Source organism: Olsenella sp. An290 (assembly GCF_002159535.1).
Classification (GTDB): Bacteria; Actinomycetota; Coriobacteriia; order Coriobacteriales; family Atopobiaceae; genus Thermophilibacter.
In genome coordinates this window covers 72203-84896 of sequence record NZ_NFIU01000007.1, presented here as the reverse complement: position 1 = coordinate 84896, position 12694 = coordinate 72203, and the positions used below count along the sequence as shown (strand labels likewise).

Here is a 12694-nt window from a genome sequence, read left to right as displayed (position 1 = left end):
TTGCGACAGAGCTGACAGGGCGGGCCGTCACGACGGTGCGTCCCCGGGGCTGCCATACAATCGCTGTATGGCAGCCCCTTTGCATTGGTATTTTACGGAGGGCATGCCGGGTCCTACCATGAGGGGCAGAGTCACGTCACGGGAGGCGCAACATGCTGTTTGGTATGGGTCCGATGGAGCTTGGCGTCATACTGCTCGTTGTCATGGTCATCTTTGGGCCCAAGAACCTGCCCAAGCTGGGCTCGGCCCTCGGCAAGACCGTGAAGAACGTTCGCGAGGGCATGGGGGACGACGCCCCCGAGCCCGAGGCGTCCCCGGTCAGCGCGGCGGTCGAGACGGCCGAGAAGGACGATTCCGCCGCCCGGTAGCCCACGCGATGCCCCGCGCCCCCGGAGCCCTTCCCCTCCGGGGGCGAACTCATGCCGGGGCAGTGCCCCGGGCCCGCGCCGGGGCAGTGCCGCCGGGCCCCTCACGTCAGCTCGCCGAGCAGCGCCACGACGCGCTCGGCCAGGGGGGAGAGCGTGCGGCCCGCCTTCCAGATGACGGCCGCGCGGCTCTCGAGGTCCTTCTCGAGAAGAACCTTGATGTAGCAGCCCGCCGTGTCGCAGAGCGCGAGCAGCGAGCGCGGGACGAGCCCCACGCCGAGGCCCGCCGCCGCCCACGCGCAGGTCGTGCGCTCGTCCTCGGTCTCGCACAGCACGCGCGCCGTGGCGCCCGCCGTCCCGAGCGCCCCTCGCACGGTCCCGGCAAGCCGTCGGTCGCAGACGAGCGGCGCGCCCGAGAGCTCCGCGAGCGAGACGCTGAGCTCGCCTCCCGTCTCGAGCGCGGGCGGCATCACGGCGACGAGCGGCTCGGCGGGGGCGTAGCGGCAGCGCAGCCCTGCGCTCGAGAACGGGGTGCGGACCACGCCGACCTCGGCGATGCCGCTCTGGACGAGCTCTATAGCTGCGGGCGTTGCGGCGTCGCGCACCTCGAAGGAGACGTCCGGGTGCCGCTCGACGAGCTCGCGCAGGCGCCCGGTCGGGACGAGCCCCGCGCACCCCGGGGCGACGGCGAGGCAGAGGGTGCCCGTGATGCCGCGCCCGATGCCGCTCACCTCGCGCGCGGTGGCGGTGGTCAGCGAGAGGATCGTGCCGGCGCGCTCGTAGAGGAGCCTCCCCGCGTCCGTGAGCGAGACCCCGCGCGGCTCGCGGCGCACGAGCTGGGTGTCGAGCTCGCGCTCGAGCCGGGCGAGCTCGTAGGAGAGGGGTGGCTGGGAGATGTGGAGCCTTCGCGCCGCCGCGGTGATCTGCCCCTCCTCGGCGATGGCCACGAAGTACTCGAGCTGCTTGAGATTCAAGGACCCTCCCTGGACGCATCCTGCCATAGGGAGATTGTATGCCGAGCGCCCGGGCGCGGCGCGTCGGGGGTCGTGACGGTTGGCGCCGTTGCTTCTGTCGGCCTTTGCCGGGTGCGCAGGGGTTGGGGGGCGGTGCAGCCGACGGGATTTTTGTTCCGAGCCAAAAAAGCGCCCCAGTGCGCGCCCCGGGGCGTGCACTCGTCAATTCTTTTGTCCGTTCGGACAGGAAACGCTCCCAATGCGCGGTGCCCGGCGCGCACTGGGGGCCATCTCTGGTCTCTGGCGCGGCGCCGGCCCCGCCGCCCCCCCGCGCCTGGCCCCTGGTCCTTCTCGCCCGCCCAGCGTTAGCAAACCCTTAAGCATCCCCGCCCGCGTCAGCGGGTATCCTTGCCAGGGGAGGTGGCGCATGGCAGAGAGAGTGCTGGTAGTCGACGACGAGCGGGAGATCTGCGACCTGGTCGCGCTCTACCTGGAGAACGAGGGCCTCGTCGTGGAGCGCCTCTACGACGGGGCCGCGGCGCTCGCGCGCGTTCGCGACGAGGCGGCGCCCACGCCCGACCTTGCCATCCTGGACGTCATGCTGCCCGGGACGGACGGCTTCGCGCTGTGTCGCGCCATCCGGGAGCGGCATGCCTACCCGGTCATCATGCTCACGGCGCGCGGCGAGCAGGCGGACAAGATCTCGGGGCTCGCGCTCGGCGCGGACGACTACGTGACCAAGCCGTTCCTGCCGCTCGAGCTCGTGGCGCGCGTGAAGGCGCAGCTGAGGCGCTACAAGCGCTACGGGACGGCGGGGGAGCGCGCCGAGGCGGGGCCCACGCTCGTCTGCCGCGGGCTTGTCATGGACGTTCCCGCCCACTCCGTGACGCTCAACGAGCGCCCGCTTGCGCTCACGCCGACGGAGTTCTCCCTCCTGCGCATCCTTCTCGAGGCGGAGGGCGCCGTCGTCTCCGCGCGCGACCTCTACTTCAAGACCTTCGGGGAGGCGTACTACGAGAAGGGCTCGGGCTCGATCACCGTCCATATCCGCCACCTGCGCGAGAAGATGGGCGACTCGTTTGAGGACCCAAGGTACATCAGGACCGTGTGGGGGTGTGGCTACAAGATTGAGCGCTAGCAAACGATGGGCCGGCGGGCGCGGGCGCATCGTCGCCGCCGTGGTGGGCGTGGCGGTGGCGACGCCAGTTGCGCTTCTGGCCTTTGGCACCGTCTTCGGGTTTGTGGACAAGGCCTGGAACGGCAGCTTCATGGACTGGTTCTCCCTCCAGGTCCTCGACTACCACGTCCTGGAGGAGTTTGGGATCTGGCCCGAGTACGTCTTTGACGTGGAGGGGGTCAAGCGGTTCTTTCTGGCGCTGGGGGTCTGCTGCGTCGTTGCCGCGGCCGTCCTGTGCGGCGTCGTGTGGCTCGTGGCGTCGCGCCGCTCCGAGCGCGCCACCGTCGCGCGCTCGGCGGGGCTCCTGCGCACCTACATGGGCCGCGACCTCGACGCGGGCGAGGCCTTCCCCTCGGGCTTCGAGGAGCTTGCGGTCGCCGCGGCCGACATCAAGCGGGACGCGGGCGAGAAGAACCGTCGGCTCGCGGAGGAGTCAGCCCGCAGAAACGACCTCGTCACCTACCTCGCCCACGACCTCAAGACGCCGCTCACCTCGGTGATCGGGTACCTCTCCCTGCTCGACGAGGTGCCCGACATGCCGACCGAGCAGCGCTGCCGCTACGTGGGCATCACGCTCGACAAGGCGTGCCGCCTCGAGGCGCTCATCAACGAGTTCTTTGACATCACGCGCTACAACCTGAGCCACATCGAGCTCGAGCGGGCGCCCGTGGATCTGGCGTTTCTGCTCGTCCAGATGGCCGACGAGTTCTACCCCCAGCTCGCCGCGCACGGAAACGGGCTCATCGTCGAGGTGGAGGGGACGCGGCGCACGCCCGAGGAGCCGGGCGCGCCCCTCACGGTCATGGCCGATGCGGCCCGCCTGGCGCGCGTGCTCAACAACCTCATCAAGAACGCGATCGCCTACAGCGAGGAGGGGACGGACATCGAGGTCTCCGCGCGCGTCGAGCGGGGAAGGGTCAAGATCGTGGTGGCCGACACGGGGTCGACCATCCCCTCGCACAAGCTTCGCGCGATCTTCGACAAGTTCTACCGCCTTGACGAGGCGCGCGGCAGCGGCACCGGCGGCGCGGGACTTGGCCTTGCGATCGCCCGCGAGATCGTGGAGCTCCACGGCGGCACCATCACCGCCGAGAGCGAGCAGGGCCGGACCACGTTCACGGTCGACCTCCCGGAGACGTGACGGGGCCGCCGACCGCGCCGGCCCCGGCCCCGCCGGCCCCGCTATGCGGAGAAGGCCCAGAGGTTGGCGCACTGGGCGAGGACGCGGCCGAGGTCCCAGGTCCGCTCGCTGCGCTCCTGGCTGTTGGGGTCGCGCACGATGACCTGGCCGTCGTCGGCGATTCCGGCCAGCACGATGAAGTGCCCGGACGAGGTGAAGTCGCCGGGCCCCACGCTGCAGATCACGGGGCTGCCGGCGGCAAGGGCCGAGCGCACGGCCCGCTCGCTCGCGCCCAGCTGCTCTGACGTGAGGCCGAGCTCGGCGGCGCCGTCGGTCATGAGGGCCCAGGCGGTCATGCCGTCCACGGTGTAGCCGCCGCGCTCCGAGAAGGCGGCCATCTCCTTGGGCCCCAGGTCGGTGCGGCCGGTGAGCGCCACGTAGACCATCGAGAGGCACGTGGGGCCGCATCCGTTCTTCTCGATGGTGCCGCCCGCGTAGGGCTTTTGGGACCACTCGGGATCGGTCTGGTAGAGGTAGGGGACCTCCCCGGCGCGCCAGTCCTCGCGCGGCGTCGAGCGGGCGGCCACCGAGGGCGCGGCCCCCTGGGGCAGCGCCGCGGCGGCCCTCAGGGTGATCGGCGCGATGACGCCCAGGGCGAGCAGGACGAGGGCGCAGACGGCAAGCCTCCGGTCGCGACGGCGGCGGAAGAGGGTGCGGGACGCGGCGTTTCTCATGGGACCTCCCTTGTGGCAAGCGGACGGCCCCAGTGTGTGCCCGGGCTCCCTAACGGCGCATGAAGCGGTTGCTAAGGAATGGCTAACGATGGGTGACGCTTTCGTCAGGCGTCGTCGTTCCCCCCGTCCTGCGCGCCCGGCCTCGCATGCGCGAGCACGAGCGCCATGATGACGGCAAGCCCCCGGCGCAGGGAGTCCTTCTCGATCCACTCCTCGCGCGTGTGGAGCAGGTCGCCCTCCACGGTGCCGACGGTGTGCGCGCAGATCCCCTGCGAGAGCGGGATGTTGGCGTCCGTCGAGGACTCCTGGTGCGTGGGCTCGACGCCGCCGAGCTCGCGCAGCACCTCGTCCGTGCGGGCGATGAGCTCGGCCTGGCCCGCGGGCACGTGCTCGCCGGAGGCCGGGCGGCGCCCAATGAGCTGCACGTCGATGCGGGTCTTCTCCTTGAGGTGCTCCTCCACGAGCACCACGAACTTGCCGTACATCTGCTCCAGGCACTCCTCCGAGCTGGAGCGGTACTCCACGAGGACGCTCGCCTCCTCGGCGATGGAGTTCACGGTGGTGCCGCCCACGAAGCGGCCCACGTTGATGGTGGTCTTGGCGGAGGTGGGCAGCTCGAGCGCGTAGAGGTCCTCGATGAAGGAGCAGAGCGCCTCGATCGCGTTGTCGCGTCCGAAGTTCTCCCAGGAGTGGCCGCCCTGCGTGTGGCACCTGACGCGCCAGCGGTGCGAGCCCACGGCCGAGACCACGTGCATGCCCAGGTAGAGGTCGAAGGAGGTGAACTCGCGCACGCGCGGGCCGTACTGGCGGAAGAGCTCGCGCGTCCCGGCGAGGTTGCCGAGGCCCTCCTCGCACGAGTTGGCCACGATGAGCAGCCGGCGGTCAAGGGGGACCCGGTTGCGGATGAGATAGCGGCCCGCCATCATGAGGCCCACGAGGTTGGCCGTGTCGTCCCCGACACCCGGGGCCAGGAGGCGCCGCTCGTCCTCGGCCAGGGGGAGCGGATCGGTGTCCGGGAAGACGACGTCGGTGTGGGCGGCAAAGACCGCGCAGGTGGCGTTATCCTCCTCGCGCGCCGCCGGCAGGCTCACGATCACGTTCTTGGCGTCGTCGATCCGGACGGCCCCCACGGGCGCCCCCTGGGCGAGCCACCAGTCGCGGATGAAGGTGGCGCGCTCGTCCTCGTGCCCGGAGGGGGCCGGAATGCGCGCGAGGCGCCGCAGGAGCTCGAGCTCCTCCTCGAAGACCTCGTCGGCATAGGTCGTGGCTATCTGCCTGATTCTCTCGTCCACGCGTGTCTCCCGTCCCTGGCGTTTGCCCTAGGGTAGCGCAGGGTGCCAGGGCGGCGCGCGGCTTTCCGGCGGTCGGGCCGGATGCGCGCGCCGTGCGAGAAGGACCTGCCCTCGGGACGGCGCCGCGCGGGGCCCGGCGGGGCGCGGGGTCCGGCGCGGCGCCCGCCGGCGCGCGGGCCTCGCCGGCGCGCGGCTGCCCCGGATGTTACAGAACGGGCACAAGTTCTTCTCGCGATGGCGGGCCGCGGGGGCGGGTGCTAGGCTGTTCGCATCGATAGAGGAGCGGACACGAAGGGTCCCGGGGGAGCCGGCGGGCAGAGATCCCAGGACGAGGCGAGGTCCGCCGAACTGCCGGGCCGGGCGCGGTGCGGTGGTGGGCCCGTGGGAAAGACCCCCGGGACTGTCTGCGAGAAGAACTCGCAGGGGCGCTATCCTGTTCCGCGGACGTTCCGCGAGGCCGCGCACCTGCCCGATGGAAGGGGCGCCATGGAGAAGCGGCCGTTTGTCACCAAAGAGCAGCTCGAGGCCATCGCGGCCGAGTTTCCCACGCCGTTTTACCTCTACGACGAGGCCGAGATTCGCCGGCGCGCCGCCGAGCTCAGCGCCGCCTTCGCCTGGAACCCCGGCTTCAAGGAGTACTTTGCCGTCAAGGCCACGCCCAACCCGGCGATCCTGCGCATCCTCGCGGAGTGCGGCTGCGGCTGCGACTGCGCCACGGGTGTGGAGCTCCTGCTCGCGGACCTCGCGGGCGTGACCGGGTGCGACATCATGCTCTCCTCCAACGACACCCCCGACGAGGACTTCCGTGCCGCCGACGAGCGCGGCGCGATCATCAACCTGGACGGGCCGGACATGGTGGCCTGCCTGCGCCGCGCGCTCGGCGGCCGCGTGCCGCGCACGGTGTGCTGCCGCGTGAACCCGGGCGGGACCTTCGAGAGCGAGAACGGCATCATCGGCTCGCCGGCAGACTCCAAGTTCGGCATGACGCCCTCGCAGCTCGAGCAGGCCTTCCGCGAGCTTGCCGCCCTCGGCGTTGAGGAGTTTGGCATCCATGCGTTTCTTGCCAGCAACACGCAGGTGAACGACTACTACCCGCGCCTCGCGCGCCAGCTCTTCGAGATGGCGGCAGACCTCTCCGCGCGCCTGGGCGTGCACGTGGGCTTCGTTGACCTCTCCGGCGGGATCGGCGTGGCCTATCACCCGGACGATACCCCCTGCGACCTGGCCGTCATTGGCGAGGGCGTGCGCCAGGCGTATGAGGACGTGCTTGTTCCTGCCGGCATGGGCGACGTGGCCGTGCTCTCCGAGCTCGGCCGCTGGATGCTCGCGCCGGCGGGCGCCCTTGTGACCCGCGTCATCCACGAGAAGGTCACCTACCGCGACTACCTGGGCGTGGACGCGTGCGCGGCCAACCTCATGCGCCCCGCGATCTACGACGCGTACCACCACATCACCGTGATGGGCGCCGAGGACGCGCCGGCCACGCGCCGCTACAACGTGGTCGGCCGGCTCTGCGAGAACAACGACCAGTTCGCCCGCGACCGTCTCATGCCCGAGTGCCACGTCGGCGACCTGCTGTTCGTTCACGATGCGGGCGCCCACGGCCACGCCATGGGCTACAACTACAACGGCGCGCTGCGCTCCGCGGAGCTGCTGCTGCGCTGTGACGGCTCGGTCGAGCTCATCCGCCGCGCCGAGACGCCCGCCGACTATCTGGCCACCCTCGTGCAGGGGGAGGCGTGCAGGGGGGCGTGCAAGGGGGACAGGCACTTTCGCACGCCTACTAGGCGTGCGAAAGTGCCTGTCCCCCTTGCACGCCTGTCCTTGCACACGAGAAAGGAATCGACATGGACATGACCAACCTGACCGGATCGATCGTCGCGCTCGTGACGCCGTTTGCCGAGGACGGCAGCGTGGACTTCCCCGCGCTCGAGCGCCTCGTGGACTTCCACCTGGAAAACGGTACCGACGGCATCCTCGTGCTCGGAACCACCGGAGAGTCCTCCACGATGACCGACGAGGAGGACCTCGAGGTCGCCCGCTGCGTGGTGGAGCGCGTGGCCGGCCGCGTCCCCGTGATCGGCGGCGCCGGCTCCAACGCCACCTTCGAGTCCGAGCGCAAGGCCGCGGGTCTCGTGAAGGTGGGCGTGGACGGCCTCCTGCTCATCACGCCGTACTACAACAAGTCCAACGAGGAGGGCATCTACCGACACTTCACCGCGGTCATGGACAAGGTCGACGTGCCGTGCATCCTCTACAACATCCCCGGCCGCACCGGCTGCTCCATCAGCGAGAAGAACCTCGCGCGCCTTGCCGTCCATCCCAACGCGTGGGGCCTCAAGGAGGCCTCGGGCTCCATCAGCTACGCAACCATGGCCGCCCGCTACCTCTCGGACGACTTCCGCATGTTCTCCGGCAACGACGACATCGTGGTGCCGCTCATGAGCCTCGGCGCCAAGGGCGTCATCTCCGTGTGGGCCGACGTGGCCCCCGCGACGGTGCACCAGATGTGCGCGGACTTCCTCGCCGGCAACATCGAGGCCGCGCGCCGCACGCAGCTGGAGAACCTCGAGCTCATCCACGCCCTCTTCTGCGAGGTCAACCCGATTCCGGTCAAGTGCGCCCTCGCCGAGATGGGCATGATCGGCGAGCACTACCGCCAGCCGCTCTGGCAGATCTCCGACGCCGGTCGCGAGCGCCTCGTCGCGGCCATGAGGGAGGTGGGGATCCTTGGCTAGCGCAATCGTGGTGGGCGCCGAGGGCCGGATGGGCCGGCTCGTGCGCGAGACGCTGCTCGAGCGCGGCTTTGCGGTCCTCGGGGGCTACGACGTCGACAACGTTGCCGAGCTCGATGAGGTCGCGCCGGCCGCCGACGTCGTCGTGGACTTCTCGGCCCCCGCGTCCCTGGCGCACGTGCTCGCCTACGCGCGCCGCACGGGCGCGGCGGTGGTCTCCGGCACGACGGGCCTTGCCGACGACCAGCTTGCCGAGCTCCGCGCCCTGGGCAAGAAGAACCGAGTCGTCTGGGCGTCCAACTACTCGCTCGGTGTGGCGGTCCTGCGCCGCGTGACGGCCGTCGCGGCCGAGGCGCTCGCGGGCTGGGACGTCGAGATCGTGGAGACCCACCACAACCAGAAGGTGGACGCGCCCTCGGGCACGGCCAAGGCCCTGCTCGCCGCCGTCGATCCGACGGGGGAGCGGCCCGTGGTGGGCGGGCGCGAGGGCATCTGCGGCCCGCGCGTCCCCGGCGAGATCGGCGTGCACGCCGTGCGCGGCGGCACCGTGGCCGGCACGCACGAGGTGCACCTCTTCGGCCCTGACGAGGAGGTCTGCCTCACGCACCGCGCGACGAGCCGCCAGATCTTCGTGACGGGTGCCGTGGCCGCCGCCGAGCGCCTGCTCGCGCGCGAGCCCGGCTTCTACGACTTCGACGCCCTGATGCTCGGGTAACCTGGGGCGTCGGGTACCCAACACATGGCATTCCGACGCGCAAAGTGCCCAACACTCGAGAGCTCAGCGCACGTTATCTGGGAATATGTGATTTGAAGGCCGAGTGTTGGGCAGTTTTTCGCCGAGTTTCGAGATAGGGGATGGACCCGAACCAAGAAAGGGGACGCATGGACGCCCAGGAAATCATCGACTTCATTGCCACCGCGCCCAAGAAGACGCCGGTCAAGCTGTACGTGCGCGAGCGGGACGGCGCGCGCCTGGACTGGGGTGGCGCTCACGTCTACGGCGGCCCCGAGGGCCGAGTCGTCCTCGGCGAGTGGGCCGAGCTCGAGCCCGTCCTTCTCGCCAACGCCGACGCCATCGAGTACGCGGACGTGGAGGCGGACCGGCGCAACTCCGCCGTGCCGCTCCTCGACCTCAAGGGCGTGAACGCGCGCATCGAGCCGGGCGCGATCATCCGCGACCGCGTGGAGATCGGCGACAACGCCGTGGTCATGATGGGCGCCGTGATCAACATCGGCGCCGTGGTGGGTGCGGGCACCATGATCGACATGGGTGCCGTGCTCGGCGGGCGTGCGATCGTGGGCGCGCACTGCCACGTGGGCGCGGGCGCCGTGCTCGCGGGCGTGGTGGAGCCGGCGAGCGCCACGCCCGTCATCGTGGAGGACGGCGTCATGATCGGCGCCAACGCCGTGGTCATCGAGGGCGTGCGCGTGGGCGCGGGCGCCGTGGTGGCGGCCGGGGCCGTCTGCGTGGAGGACGTGCCGGCGGGCGCCGTCGTGGCGGGCTGCCCGGCGCGCGTGATCAAGATGAAGGACGAGAGGACCGCCGACAAGACCGCGCTCGTCGACGCGCTGCGCGCGCTCTAGGGGCTGCCGACGTCTCGCCGGCCGGCGCCCTCCCCGGCCCGCGCCCCGGAGGGCGCCGGCCGGCGCGCCCGCGGCGCGGCCTACCGTCGCCGACGGCGCGTGCCGCTCGCGGAGAAGTCGGCCGCGGCCGGGGCCCGCGGGTCAATACTGCCTAGCGAACCGCCGGCCAGCCGGCACGCAGCGACCCGAGGGGGATTCTCACATGGCAGTCAACCGCTTTGTCCTGAACAACATCTCCTACCATGGCTCCGGGGCCATCAAGGAGATCCCCGGCGAGCTCTGCCGCCGCGGCTATAAGAAGGCCTTCGTCTGCTCCGACCCGGACCTCGTGAAGTTTGGCGTCGTGGCCAAGGTGACGGACCTCCTCGACGAGGCCGGCATCGCCTGGGAGCTCTACTCCGAGATCAAGCCCAACCCCACGATCAAGAACGTCCAGGACGGCGTCGAGGCGTACAAGGCCTCCGGCGCCGACTGCATCGTCACCATCGGCGGCGGCTCCTCGATGGACACCGCCAAGGGCATCGGCATCATCGTGGCTAACCCCGAGTTCGCCGACGTCGTCTCCCTCGAGGGCGTGGCTCCCACCAAGAAGCACGCCGTCTTTACCATCGCCGTGCCCACCACCGCCGGCACCGCGGCCGAGGTCACGATCAACTACGTGATCACCGACCCCGAGAAGGTCCGCAAGTTCGTCTGCGTGGACGTGAACGACATCCCCGACGTCGCCGTCGTGGACCCCGACATGATGGCCTCCATGCCCGCCGGGCTCACCGCCGCCACCGGCATGGACGCGCTCACCCACGCCATCGAGGGCTACACCACCAAGGGTGCCTGGGAGCTCTCCGACATGTTCCACCTCAAGGCCATCGAGCTCATCTCCCGCCACCTGCGCGACGCCGTGGCCGAGGCCAGGAGCGGCGTTCCGGGCTCCGGCCGCGAGGGCATGGCGCTTGGCCAGTACGTTGCCGGCATGGGCTTCTCCAACGTGGGCCTCGGCATCGACCACGCCATGGCGCACACGCTCTCCGCGCACTACGACACCCCGCACGGCGTTGCCTGCGCCATGCTGCTGCCGGTTGCGATGGAGTACAACAAGCCGGTCGTCGCCGAGCGCCTGGCCGACGTGGCGCGCGCGATGGGCGTGGACACCACCGGCATGAGCGCGGATGAGGCGGCCGACGCCGCCATCGCCGCCGTGCGCCAGCTCTCCGCCGACGTCAACATCAAGCCCACGTGCGACGGCCTCGTGGAGGCCGACCTCGACCAGCTGGCCGAGGATGCCATCGCCGACGCCTGCTTCCCGGGCAACCCGCGCGAGGCCGACCACGCCGCCGTGGTGGAGCTCTTCCGCAAGGTGATGGCGTAGCGTCCTTTTCGACGTGGGGGCGCCCCGCCCCTTTGCACGCAAGCTGCTTCGCGCGTGGCGCTCAGAAAGCTTGCTTGGCGAGGCGCCGGGCGCCGTCGTATCGGGGCTCCCTTACAATCGAGGATAAGTGCATGTGGCGAGAGGGGCGGTGGGCCGTGGCGGACGTGCGCGACTATCTGGAGCTGCGGGGCGACATCACGCTCGCGGAGCGTCCCTTCAACGACGTCGACAGCCTGGTCCTCTCGATGCTCGCCTATCTTGACCTGACGGGCATCGCGCCCGGGCCGGGGAAGGGCACCTGCCGCCTCACGGACGCGTGCGCCGAGCTCATCGGCCGCTCGGACGGAGACCTTGCGCCCTTCGTCCGCTCGCTCGCCACCATCGACGAGCGCTTCGTCTTTGCGCTCGGAGCGTCGGCGCGCCTGGGTGGCGCGCGGCTGCGCGACTACGTCGACGTGCGCGACGGCGAGCGCGTGATGCAGTTCGCCGCCGTGACGGTGCTGCTCGACTCCGGGGAGACATACGTGGCCTTCCGCGGCACCGACGACACCCTCGTGGGCTGGCGCGAGGACTTCATCCTGAGCTTCGACGTCACGGAGGCCCAGTGCGCGGCGGCCTCCTACCTCGAGCGCGCCCTCGAGGAGGCGGGGGAGGGCGGCCGCGTGCGCGTGGGCGGGCACTCCAAGGGCGGCAACCTCGCGGCCTTCGCGGCGGCGAGCGCGCCGGTGGCGCTCTCGGGGAGAATCGCGTGCGCCTACAGCAACGACGGCCCGGGGATGGACCGCTCGGTCATGCCGGTGAGCTGTCACGAGGTGCTCGCAGACCGCTACCGGCGCATCATCCCGGCCTACAGCGTGGTGGGGCGGCTCTTCTCGGACGACGCGCCGTGCACCATCGTGCGGAGCTCGGCCTCGGGAACGCTCCAGCACGACCCCACCACCTGGGTCGTGGGCCCGGCGGGCCTTGCCGAGGCCGAGGGTCCCGACCCGGCGTGCCTCGTGCTCGAGCGGGCCTTCTCCGCCTGGCTCTCCCGCCTCGCGCCGGCGGACCGGCGCCTGCTCACCGACGAGCTCTTCGACGCCCTCGCCGCCGGCGGGGCCGTGCGCTTTGAGGACGTGCTCGCCGGGCCCGTCGCGGCCCAGCGGGTGCTCGCGGCGCTCGGCGGGGTGGACCCGCGCACGCGGGACATGATGCTCTCCCTGGTGGGCGAGCTGGCGTCCGCTTCGGCGCAGGCGACGCGCGACGCGGTGGCGCGGGGCGCGGCCGACGCCGCGGCCGACGTGGTGCGCCGCGTCGCCGGGAGGCTCGGCGCCTCCGGGGGCGGCCGGAAGCCGTGAGCCCGCGGCCCGCGCGGCAGAGAGGAGCGCG

Annotated in this window: 12 protein-coding genes and 1 riboswitch; of the genes, 9 read left to right on the top strand and 3 right to left on the bottom strand. The window is 71.1% G+C overall.

The genetic code is table 11. The features are described from left to right. The first annotated feature begins 152 nt into the window (after window positions 1-152). Window positions 153-368, top strand: a complete 216-nt coding sequence (locus tag B5F84_RS05775; protein WP_087321771.1) for a twin-arginine translocase TatA/TatE family subunit — start codon at window positions 153-155, stop codon at window positions 366-368. Window positions 369-469: 101 nt separating this feature from the next. On the opposite strand, the gene B5F84_RS05770 is transcribed toward B5F84_RS05775, so the two are convergent. Further along, window positions 470-1339 (bottom strand): LysR family transcriptional regulator, encoded by an 870-nt coding sequence (locus B5F84_RS05770; RefSeq protein ID WP_158094497.1) that lies wholly within the window; start codon window positions 1337-1339, stop codon window positions 470-472. Between the two features lie 406 nt (window positions 1340-1745). Here B5F84_RS05770 and B5F84_RS05765 point away from each other — a divergent pair, with 406 nt between their 5' ends. Together B5F84_RS05765 and B5F84_RS09780 are read left to right on the top strand one after the other, a co-directional pair. Then, window positions 1746-2456, top strand: a complete 711-nt coding sequence (locus B5F84_RS05765; RefSeq protein ID WP_087321767.1) for a response regulator transcription factor — start codon at window positions 1746-1748, stop codon at window positions 2454-2456. After that, on the top strand, window positions 2446-3636 hold the full coding sequence (locus B5F84_RS09780) for a HAMP domain-containing sensor histidine kinase (RefSeq protein ID WP_343225133.1): 1191 nt from the start codon (window positions 2446-2448) through the stop codon (window positions 3634-3636). Before B5F84_RS05765 ends, B5F84_RS09780 begins: the two co-directional genes overlap by 11 nt. A gap of 41 nt (window positions 3637-3677) precedes the next feature. Here B5F84_RS09780 and B5F84_RS05755 read toward each other — a convergent pair whose 3' ends face one another. After that, the gene (locus B5F84_RS05755) at window positions 3678-4349 is read right to left on the bottom strand and encodes a C39 family peptidase (protein WP_087321766.1); all 672 of its coding nucleotides are present in this window, start codon (window positions 4347-4349) and stop codon (window positions 3678-3680) included. Window positions 4350-4453: 104 nt separating this feature from the next. Then, window positions 4454-5641, bottom strand: a complete 1188-nt coding sequence (locus tag B5F84_RS05750; RefSeq protein WP_204205515.1) for a M20/M25/M40 family metallo-hydrolase — start codon at window positions 5639-5641, stop codon at window positions 4454-4456. Between the two features lie 267 nt (window positions 5642-5908). After that, window positions 5909-6080: riboswitch (Lysine riboswitch) on the top strand. Between the two features lie 47 nt (window positions 6081-6127). Between B5F84_RS05750 and B5F84_RS05745 the strand changes: the two genes are divergently transcribed. The 6 genes from B5F84_RS05745 (at window position 6128) to B5F84_RS05720 (ending at window position 12663) form a co-directional block, all read left to right on the top strand. Next, window positions 6128-7498, top strand: coding sequence for a diaminopimelate decarboxylase (locus B5F84_RS05745; RefSeq protein WP_087321763.1), 1371 nt, complete (start codon window positions 6128-6130; stop codon window positions 7496-7498). After that, window positions 7489-8379, top strand: coding sequence for a 4-hydroxy-tetrahydrodipicolinate synthase (gene dapA / locus B5F84_RS05740; protein WP_204205514.1), 891 nt, complete (start codon window positions 7489-7491; stop codon window positions 8377-8379). Before B5F84_RS05745 ends, dapA begins: the two co-directional genes overlap by 10 nt. Further along, window positions 8372-9091: a 4-hydroxy-tetrahydrodipicolinate reductase gene (gene dapB / locus B5F84_RS05735; protein ID WP_087321761.1), complete on the top strand. Its 720-nt coding sequence runs from the start codon at window positions 8372-8374 to the stop codon at window positions 9089-9091. Before dapA ends, dapB begins: the two co-directional genes overlap by 8 nt. 167 nt (window positions 9092-9258) lie before the next feature. Beyond that, window positions 9259-9960: a 2,3,4,5-tetrahydropyridine-2,6-dicarboxylate N-acetyltransferase gene (gene dapD, locus B5F84_RS05730; RefSeq protein WP_087321760.1), complete on the top strand. Its 702-nt coding sequence runs from the start codon at window positions 9259-9261 to the stop codon at window positions 9958-9960. Window positions 9961-10162: 202 nt separating this feature from the next. Continuing rightward, complete coding sequence (gene fucO, locus B5F84_RS05725; RefSeq protein ID WP_087321758.1) at window positions 10163-11326, top strand: lactaldehyde reductase; 1164 nt, start codon at window positions 10163-10165, stop codon at window positions 11324-11326. A 131-nt stretch (window positions 11327-11457) separates the two neighbouring features. After that, on the top strand, window positions 11458-12663 hold the full coding sequence (locus B5F84_RS05720; protein WP_087321757.1) for an Mbeg1-like protein: 1206 nt from the start codon (window positions 11458-11460) through the stop codon (window positions 12661-12663). Window positions 12664-12694 lie beyond the last annotated feature (31 nt).

Coding starts and splice junctions, on each gene's coding strand:
- B5F84_RS05775 (WP_087321771.1), top strand. CDS start 153: ATGCTGTTTGGTATGGGTCCGATGGAGCTTGGCGTCATACTGCTCGTT.
- B5F84_RS05765 (WP_087321767.1), top strand. CDS start 1,746: ATGGCAGAGAGAGTGCTGGTAGTCGACGACGAGCGGGAGATCTGCGAC.
- B5F84_RS05755 (WP_087321766.1), bottom strand. CDS start 4,349: ATGAGAAACGCCGCGTCCCGCACCCTCTTCCGCCGCCGTCGCGACCGG.
- B5F84_RS05745 (WP_087321763.1), top strand. CDS start 6,128: ATGGAGAAGCGGCCGTTTGTCACCAAAGAGCAGCTCGAGGCCATCGCG.
- dapA (WP_204205514.1), top strand. CDS start 7,489: ATGGACATGACCAACCTGACCGGATCGATCGTCGCGCTCGTGACGCCG.
- dapD (WP_087321760.1), top strand. CDS start 9,259: ATGGACGCCCAGGAAATCATCGACTTCATTGCCACCGCGCCCAAGAAG.
- fucO (WP_087321758.1), top strand. CDS start 10,163: ATGGCAGTCAACCGCTTTGTCCTGAACAACATCTCCTACCATGGCTCC.
- B5F84_RS05720 (WP_087321757.1), top strand. CDS start 11,458: ATGTGGCGAGAGGGGCGGTGGGCCGTGGCGGACGTGCGCGACTATCTG.